The organism is Bacillus sp. FSL K6-0994 (assembly GCF_038630815.1).
In the GTDB taxonomy this organism is placed as follows: Bacteria; Bacillota; Bacilli; order Bacillales; family Bacillaceae; genus Bacillus; species Bacillus safensis.
In genome coordinates this window covers 1,153,765-1,170,843 of the sequence record NZ_CP152043.1, presented here as the reverse complement: position 1 = coordinate 1,170,843, position 17,079 = coordinate 1,153,765, and the positions used below count along the sequence as shown (strand labels likewise).

Annotated in this window: 18 protein-coding genes; 8 read left to right on the top strand and 10 right to left on the bottom strand. The window is 41.3% G+C overall.

Annotation, left to right across the window (positions count from 1 at the left end; genetic code table 11):
- Positions 1-10: 10 nt before the first annotated feature.
- The 7 genes from MHB69_RS05955 to ggt form a co-directional block, all read right to left on the bottom strand.
- On the bottom strand, positions 11-1,384 hold the full coding sequence (locus MHB69_RS05955) for a PTS transporter subunit IIC (RefSeq protein WP_034281477.1): 1,374 nt from the start codon (positions 1,382-1,384) through the stop codon (positions 11-13).
- Between the two features lie 53 nt (positions 1,385-1,437).
- Positions 1,438-1,905 (bottom strand): PTS sugar transporter subunit IIA, encoded by a 468-nt coding sequence (locus MHB69_RS05950; RefSeq protein ID WP_041105930.1) that lies wholly within the window; start codon positions 1,903-1,905, stop codon positions 1,438-1,440.
- A gap of 240 nt (positions 1,906-2,145) precedes the next feature.
- A complete protein-coding gene (gene cysA, locus MHB69_RS05945) occupies positions 2,146-2,877 on the bottom strand; it encodes a sulfate ABC transporter ATP-binding protein (RefSeq protein WP_342496077.1) in 732 nt (243 codons plus the stop codon).
- Positions 2,878-2,892: 15 nt separating this feature from the next.
- Positions 2,893-3,762: a sulfate ABC transporter permease subunit CysW gene (gene cysW / locus MHB69_RS05940; RefSeq protein WP_120207218.1), complete on the bottom strand. Its 870-nt coding sequence runs from the start codon at positions 3,760-3,762 to the stop codon at positions 2,893-2,895.
- 5 nt (positions 3,763-3,767) lie between these two features.
- The gene (gene cysT, locus MHB69_RS05935) at positions 3,768-4,613 is read right to left on the bottom strand and encodes a sulfate ABC transporter permease subunit CysT (protein WP_041116359.1); all 846 of its coding nucleotides are present in this window, start codon (positions 4,611-4,613) and stop codon (positions 3,768-3,770) included.
- An 11-nt stretch (positions 4,614-4,624) separates the two neighbouring features.
- Positions 4,625-5,659 (bottom strand): sulfate ABC transporter substrate-binding protein, encoded by a 1,035-nt coding sequence (locus MHB69_RS05930; RefSeq protein WP_254001654.1) that lies wholly within the window; start codon positions 5,657-5,659, stop codon positions 4,625-4,627.
- A 260-nt stretch (positions 5,660-5,919) separates the two neighbouring features.
- The gene (gene ggt / locus MHB69_RS05925; protein WP_176967507.1) at positions 5,920-7,668 is read right to left on the bottom strand and encodes a gamma-glutamyltransferase; all 1,749 of its coding nucleotides are present in this window, start codon (positions 7,666-7,668) and stop codon (positions 5,920-5,922) included.
- Positions 7,669-7,895: 227 nt separating this feature from the next.
- Here ggt and MHB69_RS05920 point away from each other — a divergent pair, with 227 nt between their 5' ends.
- From MHB69_RS05920 to MHB69_RS05900, 5 genes are all read left to right on the top strand, one after another.
- A complete protein-coding gene (locus tag MHB69_RS05920) occupies positions 7,896-8,354 on the top strand; it encodes an ASCH domain-containing protein (protein ID WP_024424958.1) in 459 nt (152 codons plus the stop codon).
- A gap of 206 nt (positions 8,355-8,560) precedes the next feature.
- Positions 8,561-9,178, top strand: a complete 618-nt coding sequence (locus MHB69_RS05915) for a DUF47 domain-containing protein (protein WP_024426775.1) — start codon at positions 8,561-8,563, stop codon at positions 9,176-9,178.
- Between the two features lie 15 nt (positions 9,179-9,193).
- Positions 9,194-10,192 (top strand): inorganic phosphate transporter, encoded by a 999-nt coding sequence (locus tag MHB69_RS05910; RefSeq protein WP_017359158.1) that lies wholly within the window; start codon positions 9,194-9,196, stop codon positions 10,190-10,192.
- Between the two features lie 145 nt (positions 10,193-10,337).
- Positions 10,338-11,108, top strand: a complete 771-nt coding sequence (locus MHB69_RS05905) for a type II toxin-antitoxin system SpoIISA family toxin (RefSeq protein ID WP_024424960.1) — start codon at positions 10,338-10,340, stop codon at positions 11,106-11,108.
- The gene (locus tag MHB69_RS05900; protein ID WP_080652934.1) at positions 11,077-11,253 is read left to right on the top strand and encodes a type II toxin-antitoxin system SpoIISB family antitoxin; all 177 of its coding nucleotides are present in this window, start codon (positions 11,077-11,079) and stop codon (positions 11,251-11,253) included. Before MHB69_RS05905 ends, MHB69_RS05900 begins: the two co-directional genes overlap by 32 nt.
- A gap of 218 nt (positions 11,254-11,471) precedes the next feature.
- Here the strand turns inward: MHB69_RS05900 and MHB69_RS05895 are convergent, their stop codons facing one another.
- On the bottom strand, positions 11,472-12,371 hold the full coding sequence (locus MHB69_RS05895; RefSeq protein ID WP_214755245.1) for an N-acetylmuramoyl-L-alanine amidase: 900 nt from the start codon (positions 12,369-12,371) through the stop codon (positions 11,472-11,474).
- Positions 12,372-12,681: 310 nt separating this feature from the next.
- On the opposite strand from MHB69_RS05895, the gene MHB69_RS05890 reads away from it, so the two are divergent.
- Complete coding sequence (locus MHB69_RS05890; protein WP_070325736.1) at positions 12,682-13,230, top strand: ImmA/IrrE family metallo-endopeptidase; 549 nt, start codon at positions 12,682-12,684, stop codon at positions 13,228-13,230.
- A gap of 26 nt (positions 13,231-13,256) precedes the next feature.
- On the opposite strand, the gene MHB69_RS05885 is transcribed toward MHB69_RS05890, so the two are convergent.
- Complete coding sequence (locus MHB69_RS05885; RefSeq protein ID WP_024424964.1) at positions 13,257-13,880, bottom strand: poly-gamma-glutamate hydrolase family protein; 624 nt, start codon at positions 13,878-13,880, stop codon at positions 13,257-13,259.
- 242 nt (positions 13,881-14,122) lie between these two features.
- Between MHB69_RS05885 and MHB69_RS05880 the strand changes: the two genes are divergently transcribed.
- Complete coding sequence (locus MHB69_RS05880; protein WP_024426772.1) at positions 14,123-14,494, top strand: DUF5412 domain-containing protein; 372 nt, start codon at positions 14,123-14,125, stop codon at positions 14,492-14,494.
- 36 nt (positions 14,495-14,530) lie between these two features.
- Here MHB69_RS05880 and MHB69_RS05875 read toward each other — a convergent pair whose 3' ends face one another.
- Positions 14,531-15,355, bottom strand: a complete 825-nt coding sequence (locus MHB69_RS05875) for a methyl-accepting chemotaxis protein (protein ID WP_342496076.1) — start codon at positions 15,353-15,355, stop codon at positions 14,531-14,533.
- Between the two features lie 217 nt (positions 15,356-15,572).
- Between MHB69_RS05875 and MHB69_RS05870 the strand changes: the two genes are divergently transcribed.
- Positions 15,573-17,045: an FAD-dependent monooxygenase gene (locus MHB69_RS05870; protein ID WP_144496587.1), complete on the top strand. Its 1,473-nt coding sequence runs from the start codon at positions 15,573-15,575 to the stop codon at positions 17,043-17,045.
- Positions 17,046-17,079: the final 34 nt, after the last annotated feature.

Below are 17,079 nucleotides of genomic sequence, written 5' to 3'. Positions count from 1 at the left end.
TCCAGCTCATTTATTGTTCTTTCTGATCTAAGCCCATTTCTTTTGCATACTGCTTTTTAATATCATTTCGCACCCAGTACCATAGAAGCCCATAAGCCAGAGCACAGATGATGGCTGCAATAAAGTAAGGGTTGCTCGGATCAAGAAGTCTCACCATGATCCAAGGAATGACGTGAGAACCAAGATCAATACCTGAAATCATGTTTGCCCCTTCTGGGAAATCAAAGCCGACTGCTTTCCCCATGGTTGTCGCAAGCGGAGCAAGGTTCGTTGCGATAAAGAAGACAATCATTAATGTAAAAATACTGTTAATAAGGCCGCGAATAATATTTCCACGAGCGGCTGCTACTGCCCAGACAACTGTAAATGGCAGAACCGATAAGTCAGCAAACGGGAGCATGCCATTGTAAGGCAGAACAACTGCGAGCAAAATCGTAATCGGCACCATTAAAAGGGCTACCGCCATATTCGCTGGATGACCAATCACAATCGCTGTATCTAAACCAATATAGACATTTTTCCCTGGGAAACGCTTTTGAATATAAGAACGAGCGCCCTCAGAGATTGGAATGAGCCCTTCCATTAATAAAGCAACCATTCTTGGCATTAAGACAAGAACTGCCGCCATTTGAATACCGAGCGTCATCACGCCTTTTGCATCATAGCCGCCGAGAAGACCAATAATGATACCAAGTATGAGACCCATCACAAGCGGTTCGCCAAAAATGCCAAAGCGTTTCTTCAATGTTTCTGGATCAGCATGAATTTTGTTTAAACCAGGAATCTTATCAATGACGCGGTTGGACGCATACATGAGCGGGGCGAAGTTGACCGTTTCCGCATGAGCCATCGATACGCCTTTTAATCCGAAATGGTGTTCGATTGTCGGCGCCGTCCAATCGGCTAACTTTAACGTGATCGCAGAGACGATCAAGCCAACAGCAAGAGCCAAGAACATATTATGATAAGCGTAGTAAGTAACAGAGGCTGCGAAAATCAAATGCCAGAAGTTCCAAATATCCACATTCAGCGTTTTCGTAAAGTTTACAGACAATAAGATGACATTTAATAAAAGCACAAGAGGAATCATGAGCGGGGCAACGGGTGTACCAAAGGATATGGCAGCTCCAATCGGCCATCCAACATCCAAAATATCGAGCTTTAGCCCAAGGGAATTAACCATGGCTTTTGCTGCTGGCCCAAGTCCGCTCACGAGCAAATTAATGACAAGATTGACACCAACAAATCCAATTCCGATCGTAATACCGGCCCTGAAGGATTTCTTAAAGCCCTGCCTTAAAATCATACCGAAAAGCGTCATAATAATCGGGAGCATAATAGTTGGTCCAAGGTCTAATATAAAATCGACGGCTTGCTTGATCATACATCCACCTCCTGAATTTTTCAGATAAAGCGCTTACATAATTTCGTGAGTGACTATTGGTTTAGTTCTTGCTGAAGCACGTCAACCGCTTCTTCATAAGATGTCATATAAGAGAGCTTCGTCATCACTTCTTCTTTTCTAAAAAGTGTCATCAGCTTCTCCAGCATCACAAGCTGTTTGCTAGGCTCAGAGATTGCTAGGACAAACACAATTTTGGCTTGCACTGTTTCATCAGGGCTTCCCATCTTATGAAAAATGACAGGTTCCTTTAAAGTAGCTACACTAATCGCTGGTTTGTTCACATGCTCAGGATCTGTATGCGGAATCGCTACCCCAAAGGCTGCAAGTGGAAGGCCTGTAGGATATGTTTTTTCTCTTTCAAGCACTGCTGGTAAAAAGCTCGATTTAATGTACCCTCCAGCTTCTAACCGCCCTGCTAAATATGTGGTCACCTCCTCTCTCGAAGATGCTTCGAACTGCAGCTTAATCAGTTGTTCATCTAACTCAAACAAGCTGTTCAAACAACCACCCCTTTCATTTGGTATAAATATGAACACATGTAACAAAAAGAAAGAACATTTTTAGAATAGAACCTTTTATAAAGCGCTTACAATTATACCTTCTAAAAAATGTTCAATACTGTTACCTTTGTAAAGATATTATAATATTCAAAATTATAAGTCAATGTCCCTAGGGAAATTTAAATAAAAAAAGACGCAGTCATCACCGCGTCTCTTCCTTCTAATCTTCTATACTGCTTGTTAAATGTGGCTTCCTATATCTAAAAATTCAGATACAAATAGATTGTCTGTCTGCACTGCCATTTCTTCCTTTGTGCCAATTTTTTCGATTCTTCCTTCATTCATCACCACAACACGATCAGCAATATCAAATGCTTCTTCTTGATCATGTGTCACAAAAATGGTGGTCATTTGAAAGTCACGATGAACTTTTTTCAGCCAATGCCTTAATTCTTTCCTCACCTTTGTATCAAGTGCGCCAAAGGGTTCATCCAGCAGGAGTGCCTTGGGCTGAACGGCAAGTGCGCGCGCCAGTGCTACACGCTGCTTTTGCCCGCCTGACAGCTGTTCTGGATACCGCTGCTCAAACTGCGTAAGCTGAACAACCTCTAAAAGCTCATGTACCCGCTCTTTGATGTCTTTTTTAGGCAGTCTTTCTCCTCTAGATTTCATTTTCAGTCCATATGCCACATTATCAAAAACCGTCATATTTCGAAAAAGCGCATATTGCTGAAACACAAAACCGATCTGCCGTTTTCGTACTGGAATGTGTGTGTAATCCTGATCTCCGAATAAAATCTGCCCGTTATTGGCGTAATCAAGACCTGCAATGATTCTTAATAACGTCGTCTTCCCAGAGCCAGACGGTCCTAATAAAGAGATCAATTCACCATTTCTTATCGATAAATCCACGTTTTGCAAAACCTTTGTCTGGCCAAATTGTTTTGATATTTGTTTTGCTGTAATCCCCAAGGCACATCCCTCCATTTATGTTGACCGCTTGCCAAGCCGGTGATCCCTCTGCTGAATGATTTGCTTAATGATTAAAGTAATGACTGCCACAAACGCCATGAGAGACGCCACAGCAAAAGCGGCTTGAAATTGGTACTCATTGTATAAAATTTCGATATGAAGCGGCATCGTATTGGTCATGCCTCGAATATGACCTGATACAACCGACACGGCACCAAATTCACCAATCGCTCTTGCCCCGGCCAAGATGACACCGTAAAAAAGAGCCCATTTGATATTCGGCAGTGTCACAAAGAAAAAAGTCTTCCATCCGTTTGCACCCAGTGTGAGCGATGCTTCCTCCTCCTGAATGCCTTCATGCTGCATAAACGGGATTAATTCTCTAGCGATAAATGGAAATGTAACGAATATGGTTGCTAGGATCATGCCTGGTACAGAATAAATGACTTTCCATCCATTCGCCATAAGCCAAGGTCCTAAAAGCCCGTTTGAACCAAATAAAAGCACAAATACAAGTCCAGCAATCACAGGCGAAACGGCAAACGGGAGGTCCATCACAGTCGTTAACAAACGTTTTCCGCGGAAGTTAAATTTTGTGATAAGCCATGCAGCACTCACCCCAAAGATCATTTGAAGCGGCAAGGTGACGACGACAATGAAAACGGTCAATTTGATCGCCGCTAGTGTATCTGGATGTGAGATGGCCAGAAGGTATGAACTCCACCCTTTCTCAAATGCCTTTGAAAAAACGGTGATCAGCGGTATAAGTAAAAATAAAATCAAAAAAGCATACACGACCGTAATCAATAGGATTTTCACTGCTTTAGATTCGGTTACAGGACTTTTATACCGAACATGGTGCTGATGACTAAACTCTCTCTCCAATGGTTTCACCTCACGTATACTTGTTTTTTCCGCTCAACATACCACTGAATGCCGTGAATCAATAACAGAATGAAAAATGAAAGAAGCAGCATCAAGCATGCAATTGCTGCTGCACCATGATAATCATATTGTTCAAGCTTGGACATGATCATCAGCGGTGTAATTTCTGTTTTAAACGGAATATTTCCAGCAATAAACACAACAGAGCCATATTCACCTAGCGCTCTTGCAAACGCAAGTGAAAATCCAGTCATCACCGCAGGAAACAAGGCCGGCAGCAGTATGTGAAAAAAGGTCTGTCTCCTTGTCGCACCAAGAATCGCCGCAGCCTCTTCCACTTCCTGCTGCAGCCCCTCTATCACAGGCTGAACGGTTCGGATAACGAATGGAATGCCAATAAAAATCAGTGCCAAAATAATCCCAATCGGTGTGTACGCCACCTTTATATGCAGAAATTGACCAATCCATCCATTAGGAGAATAAAGGGTGGTGAGGGCAATACCCGCAACAGCGGTTGGGAGAGCAAAAGGCAAATCAATGAGAGCATCTAAGATTTTCTTTCCAGGAAATGTGTACCTGGCGAGAACCCAGGCAATCAGTACACCAAACCCTGCATTGATGAGAGCTGCTGCAAAGGAAGTCGTCACGGTCAGCTGAAGCGACTTCAATACTCTTGCATCGGTAAAAACCTTCCAAATCCCCTCTGCTCCTAATGAAGCCGTCCAAATAAATACCATGGATAAAGGAATGACGACAATCGCACTCACATAAACGAGCGTCACCCCAAGGCTCAGACCAAATCCAGGCAATATACGTTTTCTTTTATTGGCGGCTGCATGTGCTTTCTTCATCACATCGCCTCCTATTTTTGTCCGCTGTATATTTGATCAAATAAGCCGCCATCATCAAAAAATCTTTTCTGCGCTTTTCTCCACCCGCCAAACGCTTGATCAATCGTCACCATATCAATCTCTTTAAACTGGTCTTTATATTTATTTAAGACTTCTTGATTTCTAGGGCGATAATAGTTTTCCGCCGCAATTTCCTGCCCTTTTTTAGAATATAAATAATCTAAATAAGCCTTCGCCACTTTCTCTGTTCCTTTACGTTTCACATTTTGATCAACAACCGCAACAGGCGGCTCCGCTAGAATACTAATTGATGGGGTGACAATCTCAAATTTGTCTTTGCCTAGTTCGTGCTGCGTTAAATAGGCTTCATTTTCCCATGCAATTAACACATCCCCAAGCCCGCGTTCAACAAAGGTCGTTGTGGCTCCGCGTGCACCTGAATCAAGGACTTCGACATGTTCATATAGCTTTTTGACAAAATCCTTTGTTTTTTCTTCATTCCCATGAAATGTTTTATCGGCGTAGGCCCATGCAGCTAAGTAATTCCATCTCGCACCGCCGGACGTTTTCGGATTTGGCGTAATGATGGACACACCTGGCCGAGTCAAATCGTCCCAATCTTTAATGTTTTTGGGATTCCCTTTCTTCACAAGAAACACAATGGTCGATGTATACGGTGTGGACTGATTTGGAAATTCTTTTTGCCAATCTTTTGAAAGCAGTCCGCGATCTGCAATTGCATCAATGTCATACCCTAAAGCCAGTGTTGCCACATCTGCCTCGAGTCCATCAATAATCGATCTTCCCTGCTTTCCTGATCCACCGTGAGACTGCTTGATCGTGACATCCTCACCAGTTTTGTCTTTCCAATACGTCTGAAAGGCTTGATTGTATTCCTGATACAATTCACGTGTAGGATCATACGAAACATTTAACAGCTCAACCTTTCCCTTTTGCTTTGAAGCTTCGTTTGCGTTTGAGCATGCAGTACTCGTCACAGCCAAGACTAATATGGTCACGATAGAGACCCATTTCCACTTTTTCATGTTATCCCGCTCCCCGTTATCAAATAATAGTGACACCAACCTTGCCGTTTCACACGCAAAAAAGACCCTTAGCCACCTGAAATACATCACAGTTCTGTACTTCAAATTGCCAAGAGCCTTCGGTTGTCCGATCAGCTATGTATGATTGATGTTAGTCTATATATTATTCAAACTATTCACAGGTGTCAACTCTGTTTTTTCATTTAAACAAAAAAAGAAACGCCATCTTGAAGAGGCGCTTCTTTTCCCGGGAAATGGTCTTAATCGGCAGATAGCTTTAAATTGACACCAACAGCGGTTCCATTTCTTGAGGAGTCAGCTACTCCTGTAAATGTCCCTGCTTTCCGATCAATGAGTAAGGCTTGCACATTTCCTATATCAATAGGTGAACTGCCAAAACGGTGACCCATGTCATTTAGCTTCGTTCTCACATCAAGGGGAACACCTACTTCGTAACGGTAAGAAGTTGGACTGTTTGTATAAATCCGCGGCTCTTCCACCGCATCTTGCAGCTCCATGTCGTATTCAAGCAAGTTTAGGATCGTTTGTGAAACAGAAGCAATAATGGTCGTTCCTCCAGGTGAGCCCACAGTCATGACCGGCTCGTTATCTTTGAATATGATGGTCGGGGTCATACTGGATAATGGACGTTTGTTTGGCTGGACTTCATTTGCTCCGCCTGGTCTTGCGTCAAAATCTGTTAGTTCGTTATTTAAGAAAAAGCCATATTCCGGAACAAGAATTCCTGTACCAAATAACTGTTCAATGGTTGTTGTGAATGACACGACATTTCCCCACTGATCGGCAACAGTAAAATGAGTGGTCTCGCCAATGGTTTTATCTTCTGGCTGCGGGACAATTGGGGATGGATTTTTTTCATCCTCATACGCCCATGGATCTCCTTCTTTCGGGTTTTTGTTCATTTGATCTAATTGAATGAGAGAAGCTCTTTTTGAAATGTAATCATCGTCTAGTAGTCCTTTTAGTGGAACATCTACGAATTCGGGGTCGCCTGCATATGCAGCACGGTCAGCATAGGAGAGATGCATTGTTTCAGCTAGCAGCTGATATTTTTCGAATGATTTGGGGTCATATTGTGATAGATTGAAGTGATCTAGTATTTTGAGTATTTGCAGCATAAACACACCGCCTGAGCTTGGTGGAGGCATACTTGCAAGCTGGTATCCTTTATAGTCCCCCCAGATAGGCTTGTCAGTCTTGACCTCATAACGACCAAGGTCATCAGTTGTCATCGTTCCGCCAAAATCTTGGACTGTCTTTGCAAGTGCTTTTGCTACTTTTCCTTCATAAAATGCTTTGCTTCCTTTTGCAATGAGCTTAAATGTTTTCGCAAGACCTGGCTGTACAAGCAGATCGCCTTCTTTGAGCGGCTGATCATCTGGAAGAAAGATTGGCGCTGCGGCCGTTTTTTTCAGCTTTTCTTGATGATCTTCAATGGCTTTTGCCAGAACAGAATCGATTTCAAATCCATCCTCTGCAAGCTGAATGGAAGGCTCAATCAATTCCTTCATCGAACGGGTTCCCCACTTATCTAATGCTGCCTCGAGACCTTTTACTGTCCCTGGGACACCAACCGCATTACCGTGTGTGGACCGCTCAGCAAATGGGATGACTTTTCCCTCATCCGTTAAAAACATGTCAGGTGTTGCGCCCTGTGGTGCTCGTTCTCTACTATTGATGATGGATGTTTCTTTTGTCTTTCCATCATAAACCATCATAAAACCACCGCCGCCAATTCCAGACATCATTGGCTCTGTCACATTCAGTGCGTACTGGATGGCAACAGCAGCATCCACTGCGTTTCCACCTTTCTTCAATACATCAGCACCTACTTCTGATGCCAGCGGGTGAGCAGTAGCCACCATGCCATCTTTACCAACAGCTACTTTACTCCCATGAGATTCGTTCGCATTGACTTGGCTGACAGGCAGAAAAAACGAGAAAACAAACAGACATATGGACAAAACAGTTAGAGAAATGCGTTTCATGAACAACACCCCTTCCATATTCTTACTTTGACCTTACCGACTTCTTGACCAGAATACAATAGATTATTCTAAAATTTCAAAAATTTTCATCCTATCATCCTACATTTCCCAAATCAAACATTGTTTTTCAAAACATATGACGCACTCACTCATTAGGAATAAAGACACATCATTTCCAACGATTCAGCTTCAAGGTATAATAAACACAACAAAGAGGGGGAAAAGCATTGAACAACAAATGCAGATTATTTTGGGAAGACTATTGGAAAGAGAAATCAGAAAAAGCACCTGCTGACGCGTTTGTTTCGGCGTGGGCATTCGGCTCAGATCCTGATCATTTGCTTGATCTTGTAAAGCAAGGAAAAAAAACAGCCACTTGTTCTGGACACCTTTTTTATGAAAAGGAACAGGAGCCGCTTCCACAACCCGGACAATATGCGGTCATTTTGGATAGCCAAGAAGAGCCAAAAGCCATCATTGAAATTACACATGTAGATGTCATGCCAATGAATGAAGTTCCCGTATCATTTGCACAAGCAGAGGGTGAAGGCGACTTATCTTATGACTATTGGTACAGAGAACATAAAGAATTTTTCACAGAAGCACTCCAATCATACGGTTTAGAATTCAAAGAGGATATGCTTCTTGTTTGTGAACGGTTTAAGCTGATTCATTCAGCTTCTTAGCCTTTAAGCGGCGCCAAATATGGCCCGCTTTTTTCGTGGCTTTTCCCCTTTTAGAAAAAGGTGTGTTGAGATCACATCTTTAGGTCAGAATAAGATCAAATAGAAAAAGTGAAGAAATTTTCGACTACACCTGTTTTTTTTCGACAAAAGAATATATAATTATTTGATGTGTGCATTGTCTCATTTATACAATGGAGGGTTTTTACATGTTAAAAAGGAAAAAAGACAAGTTTTCCGTCTTGTTAACGGAAATTGCTAAAAATTTAGATGAAACTGCTGAGTATTTTGTTAGCTATAAAGTAACAAATCAAACCACTCTGAAAGAATTTTCTGACACATTGAAGGAATATGAGACAAAAGGTGATAATCATGTTCATACCATGATTAAAGAGCTGAACAAAGCCTTTATTACACCGATTGAACGTGAAGACATTCTTCAATTGACGAATAGCCTCGATGATGTTTTAGATGGAATTGAGCATTTTTCCGCAACATTAGAAATTTACTCAATCACAAGCTCTGACGAACATATCGACAAATTCAGCCACTACATCAGAGAGTGTGCGAAAGAAATTTTAATCACAATTGATCTACTAGCTGAAAATCGCTTGAAAGATATTCATCCGCACGCAATCAAGATCAAAGAGATTGAACATAATTGTGACAATCTTCATCGTAAATCATTAAAGAACTTGTTTGGAAAAGAAACAGATCCAATTAAAGTGATTCAATACAAAGAAATTTACGAAACACTTGAAGAAATTGCTGATTCCTGTCAAAGTGTTGCCAACAATCTAGAAACAATCATTATGAAGAATGCGTAACGGGGTTAGTTAAACATGGACACATTACTCATCCTTACCATACTTATTGTCATTTGTGCACTTGCTTTTGATTTCATTAACGGGTTCCACGATACAGCAAATGCCATTGCGACTTCAGTTTCAACGAAGGCTTTAAAGCCTAGACATGCGATCATCATGGCAGCGTTCATGAACTTCTTAGGAGCAATGACATTTACAGGTGTGGCAAAATCCATTACAAAAGATATTGCAGATCCATTTACGCTTCAAAACGGCTCTGTTGTGATCTTGGCTGCTTTAATTGCGGCCATCACATGGAACTTGCTTACTTGGTATTACGGGATTCCGAGTAGTTCTTCACATGCATTAATCGGTTCAATTGCAGGTGCGGTTATTGCTTCTGCCGGTTTTGGCGCTTTAAACTATTCGGGATTCATTAAAATCATTCAAGCACTTTTGCTTTCACCTATCCTAGCTTTCGTATTGGGATATATCGTGTATACCATTATCAAAATTATATTTAGAAACAACAATCTCGCAAAAACAAATAAACAATTCCGACGTGTTCAAATTTTAACGGCTGCACTGCAATCGTATACCCATGGGACAAACGATGCGCAAAAAGCGATGGGAATTATTACGATGGCTTTAATTGCAGGTAATTTGCATACAACAGACGACATTCCTTTCTGGGTACAATTCTCTTGTGCGCTTGCAATGGGACTCGGTACTTCTATCGGAGGCTGGAAGATTATCAAAACAGTCGGCGGTAAAATTATGAAAATTCGTCCAGTAAACGGAGTATCTGCCGACTTAACGGGTGCAGCTATTATCTTCGGTGCGACGTTTATTCACTTACCTGTTAGTACGACTCACGTTATCTCATCTTCTATTCTAGGTGTAGGTTCTGCACACAGAGTCAAAGGGGTTAACTGGGGTACAGCAAAACGTATGCTTGTCACTTGGGTGATTACATTACCGATTTCAGGAACTCTAGGAGCTCTTATATACTTTGTGTTAAATGCGATTCTCTAATATCAAAGACCTGTCTGACAGGTCTTTTTTTATTTGCCCGCACACTTAAAACCCTTCTTCTGCAGGACATTTTTTCATGAAGCAGGGTTTCCAATCATATCCATAGAAATAAACAAGTATTCATCTGTCTATGGGAGAGAAGAACATGCTATTATTTTTTCAATTGACTGTATGGTTATTGCTAGGTGCTCTTGCTGTGTATGTATTCGCGGTTTGGCGCTTTGAACAAAAAGTAAAAGAAAAGATGTTTGCCATTCGTAAAACGTGGTATTGGATTTATGTAGCGGGTGCTGTTGTGTACTGGACAAATGACCCCTCTTCTATCTTCACTGATTGGATGCACTACTTGATCATTGCCGTATTTTTCGCATTAACTGATGCTTTCATCTTTCTTAGCTCCTATATTAAAAAACTCGGAAATCATGAGCTGGAAACCGACACCCATCAACTCCTTGAACAAAATAACGATCTGCTTCATTCTTACCTCAATAAACTAAAAACGTACCAATACCTATTGAAAAATGAACCGATCCATGTATATTATGGAAGTGTAGAGGCATATATAGAGGGAATTGAGCGGCTGATTTATTCTTTTGCTGACAAGATGAATATTCAAGCGGTGCTTTGTCCATACGATATGCAGGAACAAAAAGACGACCTGCTTCGGACACTTGACCAGCGGGCTCTTATTCAGGCGAAGCTAGACAGGCAGGAAGTATATTACGATGATTTCGGTCATTTGGTGCTCATCCCATTTTCTGTAGCAGATGCTCATTTTGTCATTAAGCTCACCTCCGATGAGATTGTCACGGAGTTCGACTATTTATTAATGACATCACTTACAACAATTTATGACCTAATCTTGCCTGACGAAGAGGAAGGTGATGAAGATGGACCACGCACTTCAAGGGGATAACAACAATCCTAAGAAAAACCCTTTTAAGATTTTAAAGAAAAAACGCCATATCAGTATGGCCGATTATAAGGTAAGCCCCCATACTGAGCGAATTTTTAAAAAGAATGAACAGCTTCTGGATGAGTATAAAAATAAAAAGGCTTGATTACACTAAAGGACGCGGAACGAAATCCGCGTCCTGCTTCCATTTTCACATAGACTTGCATACAATACACTATACGCTGCAACGATTGAGGTGCCAAAATGAAAAAGAAAATCAAACAACTGAGATATGTTCAGTTTGCCGAATTTCGGCCGTCCCCATATACTAAGCGTTTAATTGAAAAGAGTGAAACAGCCATCCAATCATACAAACAGAAACACTCACTGATTTAACAGTTTAAGCAGCTTCTCCTTCGTTTTAGGACCGTATACCCCATCACTTATCAGACCGTTCACCAGCTGAAAGCGCGCTACGGCATTCGCCGTTTTTTCTCCGTAAACACCATCGATGCCTTTATCTGCAGCCGATTTATCAGGATAAAAATAAACAGCAGCAAGCGCTTTTTGGACGAGGCGTACGTGCTCTCCCTTCGTTAGAGGCGAAGTCACCTTTAAAATCCCATCTGGCAGCTCATACATCATTTTTCCATCGTTTCGATAAATTTTGAGAACCTGTCCAATTTGAATCTTGTTCGGGTCGCTAATGTTATTCCACTTCTGAAGATCTTGAACTGTGACGTCATGAGCTTTGGCAATACTCGTTAACGTATCCCCGCTTTTGACGACATACGTGATGACCGTCTCAGGGTCTCCTGCCGTTTCAATTCCTTTTTTAAATTCATCCCATGTAGCGAGAAGCAGACGCGGACATGTTTTTCCAGACCAGTGCTGATGTGTGACCACATTCGCTAGTGGAATATTATGCTCTTTCAGCAGCTTTTGGATGAGCCATTGCGCATGTTTAACCGCTTGCTGGAAATTCCCATCTTCATTTTCACAAATTTCGATGCCGATCGACTTTCTATTCCCATTTCCATGTCCGTCCCCTGCATGCCAGCCATTTTCATTTAACGGCAGATGCTGAAAGATTTCATGATCATCCACTGTAAAGTGCCAGCTTTCTGCTGTCGTTGGGCGTTTCACATATGCCGCATGACTTTTTGCATCCGCTCCCTTTGACGTGTTTGCTGTGTTATGCACCGTCACATACATCGGTGTCATGGCGTATCCTGGGCGGTTCCCGTTTCCAACTGGAATAAAATCTTGATAAATTTCTACCATGTTCTGCACTCCCTTTTGCTAAATTGAATTGATCTTTCTCATCAATTGGTGGCGTTCGTAAGACAACTTGGGTTTGTTTTAGTGATAAGACTATGGTAAAATTTGAATTCAAACCACTCTTTTTAGTAATGGAAAACGCAAAAAAGAAGAAAAAAACAGGAATTAATTCCATTTTTCCTTGATTTTATGTTAAAATTGTTAAAAATAAGCCGATATTAAAAATAAGTAATAGCTTCATTAGCTATTTAGTCCTATATGGACTTTTCTTTTACGCCAAAAACAGAACATACGTTTGCTTGGAGGTTTTTAAATGACTGGTTTTTTAACCCATTTAGAAGAAGAGATTAAGCGGTTATATGCCAAATTACAAATAAGCGGTCCTGCTTATAGAGACATGCAAAGGATCGCTTCTGAATTTCATGTATGGGTCCACTATGAGGATACTGGCAGCATGATGATCAAACATCAAGGTCTTTACAGTATTATATTAAACAGATCTCTATCGTCAGAGGAACAATGGCAGGATTTTGCCCACGAGCTTTGTCATGTGCTGAAGCATGCAGGCAATCATTTCAAGATGCACAAACTCTTTCGAGAACTGCAAGAGTTTCAAGCTAAACAATTCATGTATCACTTTTGTGTGCCGACCTTTATGCTGATGCAATTGAAGCTTCCAAACCTTCGGCAGCAAGCCATTTTGCACATTGCGCAAACATTTCATGTCACCTGGGCTTTCGCTGAAAAGCGGCTGGCCTTGTTCGAACAGCGGAAAGCAGGCATTCGCTTCCAACAAGAGTTTACATCTTATTTAATGAAAGCCGAGAAGGTCGCGGAAAAAGAAGCTGTTTATCAAACGTAAGCCTCTTCTGCATAGGGCGACAGGGTTTATCCATAAAGATTTAATACTTGCTTGAGTACATTTGTGTACCGATAAAATTGCTCATTTTGCGTTTCACGGCGATAGCGCCGTCTGAAGTCTTGAAAGAATGCTCTTCTTTGCGCCTGACTGATTTCAAGTTGTACACTTTTTCCGGTCAGACATTGATTATTAATATTGTGAGGATGTGTTCCAGAATAGCGATCAGATTCAGATAGCAGCACTGCGGGGAATCCATTAAGCGTTAAACGTTTCACTGTTTCTGCCGCTTTTTCTCTGTCTGTCCCGCCCACTAATGTTTGAAGCACCTCCGTTTCCCCGTAGCCATGGAGCGCAAACGTGTAATGATGGGCATGCACTAGAGAAAGGCAGACCGGCTCATTGAAACGTGTGCTTGTAATGTGAAGCACATGATTGCCTTTCACTTTAAGGCCTTCAAATAAATACATAGAATCATCACTTGCGATTTCATGAATGAGCTCACTCACGCCAGATTCAATTCCCCCAGCATGAGGGGACAAAACCAAAAGCTGGTCTCCTTTCCGCTCGTGAAGAATTTGATAGTCGATTCCCTCTCTTTCATGAGCGGAAAGCTCTTCATAACTTTGATATGTATCAATGATTTGCGTCATTCCATCTTCCCCATTTCTCTATATGAGCATAAGTCTACTGATCTTAAATTCTTTTGTAAAGGGATTTCGCATGACCTATCGACTTAATACATCCTTAAATTTTCCTTATTTTTTCGGCTATCTGTTGAATTTTGAGAAAAAATGACCGATAATTGAAATGAATAGAACTTTTGGACTATATGAATCTTTTTGTATTCTCTCTCATAAATTAGAAATATTGTGATCTACATCTGGAGGAATTCATGTTAAAAAAGAAAACCACCATCACCTTTGTCATCTTAATCCTTAGCTTCGCTGGCATCATTTACTGGAAATGCTTTTCTCTTCAAGGCGTATCTCACGGAACCTTTATCCGCTCGATGACATCACCTGACGGAACATATATCATCAACACCTATCGACATAGCGGAGGGAAACTAAAGGAGAACGCAGTTAGAGCAGAAATTGAAAACAAACTCACCCACCGAAAGAAAACGATTTACTGGAAATACCCTGATAAAGACCCTCTCATCAAATGGAAAAATGGACAGCTTGTTCAAATTGGGCATGAATTTTTAAATGTGGTAAAGGGAGAAACATACGATTATCGCTTTGACCGGAACAAAAGAAAATAGCGTATCAAAAAAACGAATCCCTCTTGGATTCGTTTTTTACGTTGACATCACATGCTGCATGAATTCTTTCATTTCTTTACTTACGCTCGTCAGCCGTTCCACAATTTCACTAAACTCTGTCACAAGTAAAGCCTGCTCTGATGATGAACCTTTCATATGGTCCATACTCTCAAGTAATGTATGTATATTAGAGGAAATCCCTTGCAGTGAACTTTCAATATTTTCTGTTGCACGTGAAGTTTCACTTGAAAGCTTTTGAACCTCACTAGCTACAACACTAAATCCAGCCCCCTCTTTTCCTGCCCTGGCTGCTTCGATTGACGCATTCAATCCCAGCAAACTTGTTTGTTTCGAAATGCCCTTAATCATTTTTGTAATATCAGATGTTTTTTTCGAGCTTTCAAGTGTTTGCTGCGTTTGTAAGGTCATTTCCTCACTTGTCGCAGAAAGCTCTTCTGAATGTGCCGCCACCACATGCACCTTTTCTTGAATACTTTGAATGATGTCATTTAATGACTCCATATATGCTTCAAGCTCTAATTGATTTTTAAGTGGAAAACCTAAAGCGAGTGCGCCGATAACTTGTTGATTTTCATCAAAAATTGGCAGACACATTGCATTTAATGGTATTCCGTAAACCGATTCAGGCACAAACATACTTGATGTCTCACCTCTGAGCGCTTTTTTCATATTTAAATCATCTGGCTTAATGAGTTCTCCAGCTCGAATTTGAAAATCAACATCTTTCGATGGCAAATACAGCAAGAATTTCTCTCGATCAATGACACCCATCGTCACTTCGTTTTTTAAAATCTGCATTATATAAGGTGCTGCTGTCACAATACTCTGTAGTATATCCAATTTCTCTACCCCCTTATATAGTTTATCGGTCGTTCTTCTTAAATTAATAGTTACTTTTTAAAAATAATGATGATGATTGAAGAAATTCTTCATATTTACGAGTAAAAAGAAGTACTTTTCCTTTCTATATTCAAACGTAAATTTGCTATAATTAATCCATCAACATATGATGAAATGGTCATGTAACCATTTTGTGTATTTATTGGAGGCGCATGTTGTGACACAACCCATGAAATATGAGCGGGCAATCGTCATTGGCGGAGGTATCACTGGGATGCTCGCTGCAAAAGTTTTATCAACGTTTTATCATCAAGTTTTGATGATTGAAAAGGATGAACTGCCGGACGCTCCTGAGAATCGTCTTGGCACTCCTCAAGCCTTTCATCCACATAGAATGCTGCCACTTGGCAAGCAAGTCGTTGAACGTCTATTCCCTGGTTATACAAAAGAGTTACTGGCAATGGGCGGATTTAATACCATGCATCAAACCTCTCGATTTATCACAAAAGATGGCGAATTAACGCTCACTGATAGAGAAGAAACCGCCGTCACAAGACGTGCAATGCTAGAGTGGGTGCTGATGCAAAGAATAGTAAAAGAGGAACGTGTGCAGTTTTTAGAAAAACATGAAGCCATCTCTCTTCAGTTTAAAGAGGGAACAAATCAGGTCATGGGGCTCATTGTGAAAGACCGGCAAGTAAAACCTGGAAGCATTCATAAAATGAAAGCAGACTTAGTGATCGATACGTCTGGAAGAATGTCCAAATTGCCAAAATGGCTGAAAGACGCTGGATGGACCTTACCAAAGACTGATGAGTTACATGTGTTTCTAGGCTACAGCACAAGATATTATCACATACCATCAGGGGCCCCACCCCTGCAATCAATGGTCGTAGTTGGCCAGCCAGACAAGCAAATCCCAACAGGACTGTTTGAACGGGTAGATCATGATTTAGTGGCTGTTCTTCTTTCTGCAGCTGGCGGTTCACATTATCCAACAACGGATGCTGATCAATTTGATTCAGAAACCGCTGCACTGACCCACCCCGCGATAGCAGAAGCCATCACCCATTTAACGCCCTTTACAAAACCAAAAGGATTTAGAGTTCCTTCTTGCGTGAGACATCACTATGAACACATGCAGGATTGGCCAAGTGGATTATTGGTGATGGGCGATGCCTTGTGTACGTTAGATCCCATTCATGGACAGGGCATGACAAAGGCAGCCCTCGAAGCAGAAACACTTGACCGTATGCTCAAACTAGCACAAAAAAATGAGCGGCTGTCTTTTGAAAAGGACACATTACAACAAATGCAGCAAGCGAGTGAACTTGGCTGGTGGCTTTGTGCGATTGCAGATATGGCGTGGGACGGTGTCGAGTTAAAAGGAGAAGCAACCATCCCCCACTTGACGTTCGTACAGGAATTTTTAAATCGCTACGTACAATTCGCCATTGTGACAAAACAGCCTGAATGTCTTGAGGCATATCACCGGATGCATTCTTTTTTATTAGAACCAAGAGAAATCATCAACTTAGAACAGCTGCACAACATGATTCAAGCTGACACCTCTGGAGAAACCGCTGAATGGTGGAAGCAATGGGATCAAAAGAACGATGAAGGCAACCGAGCTTTTTTCCATGAAGCAGTTCCTGACTTTCGTCTAGAGCACTTGCTGTCATTTGAATGAAATAAAAAAAGCCCCTCTCAAAGGGGCTTTTTCA

Bases quoted from the DNA above. Each gene is read 5' to 3' on its own strand.
- MHB69_RS05930 (WP_254001654.1), bottom strand. From the start codon at position 5,659: ATGAAAAAGTGGAAATGGGTCTCTATCGTGACCATATTAGTCTTGGCT.
- cysT (WP_041116359.1), bottom strand. From the start codon at position 4,613: ATGAAGAAAGCACATGCAGCCGCCAATAAAAGAAAACGTATATTGCCT.
- MHB69_RS05915 (WP_024426775.1), top strand. From the start codon at position 8,561: ATGTTAAAAAGGAAAAAAGACAAGTTTTCCGTCTTGTTAACGGAAATT.
- MHB69_RS05890 (WP_070325736.1), top strand. From the start codon at position 12,682: ATGACTGGTTTTTTAACCCATTTAGAAGAAGAGATTAAGCGGTTATAT.
- ggt (WP_176967507.1), bottom strand. From the start codon at position 7,668: ATGAAACGCATTTCTCTAACTGTTTTGTCCATATGTCTGTTTGTTTTC.
- MHB69_RS05885 (WP_024424964.1), bottom strand. From the start codon at position 13,880: ATGACGCAAATCATTGATACATATCAAAGTTATGAAGAGCTTTCCGCT.
- MHB69_RS05910 (WP_017359158.1), top strand. From the start codon at position 9,194: ATGGACACATTACTCATCCTTACCATACTTATTGTCATTTGTGCACTT.
- MHB69_RS05905 (WP_024424960.1), top strand. From the start codon at position 10,338: ATGCTATTATTTTTTCAATTGACTGTATGGTTATTGCTAGGTGCTCTT.
- MHB69_RS05895 (WP_214755245.1), bottom strand. From the start codon at position 12,371: ATGGTAGAAATTTATCAAGATTTTATTCCAGTTGGAAACGGGAACCGC.
- MHB69_RS05900 (WP_080652934.1), top strand. From the start codon at position 11,077: ATGAAGATGGACCACGCACTTCAAGGGGATAACAACAATCCTAAGAAA.
- MHB69_RS05955 (WP_034281477.1), bottom strand. From the start codon at position 1,384: ATGATCAAGCAAGCCGTCGATTTTATATTAGACCTTGGACCAACTATT.
- MHB69_RS05880 (WP_024426772.1), top strand. From the start codon at position 14,123: ATGTTAAAAAAGAAAACCACCATCACCTTTGTCATCTTAATCCTTAGC.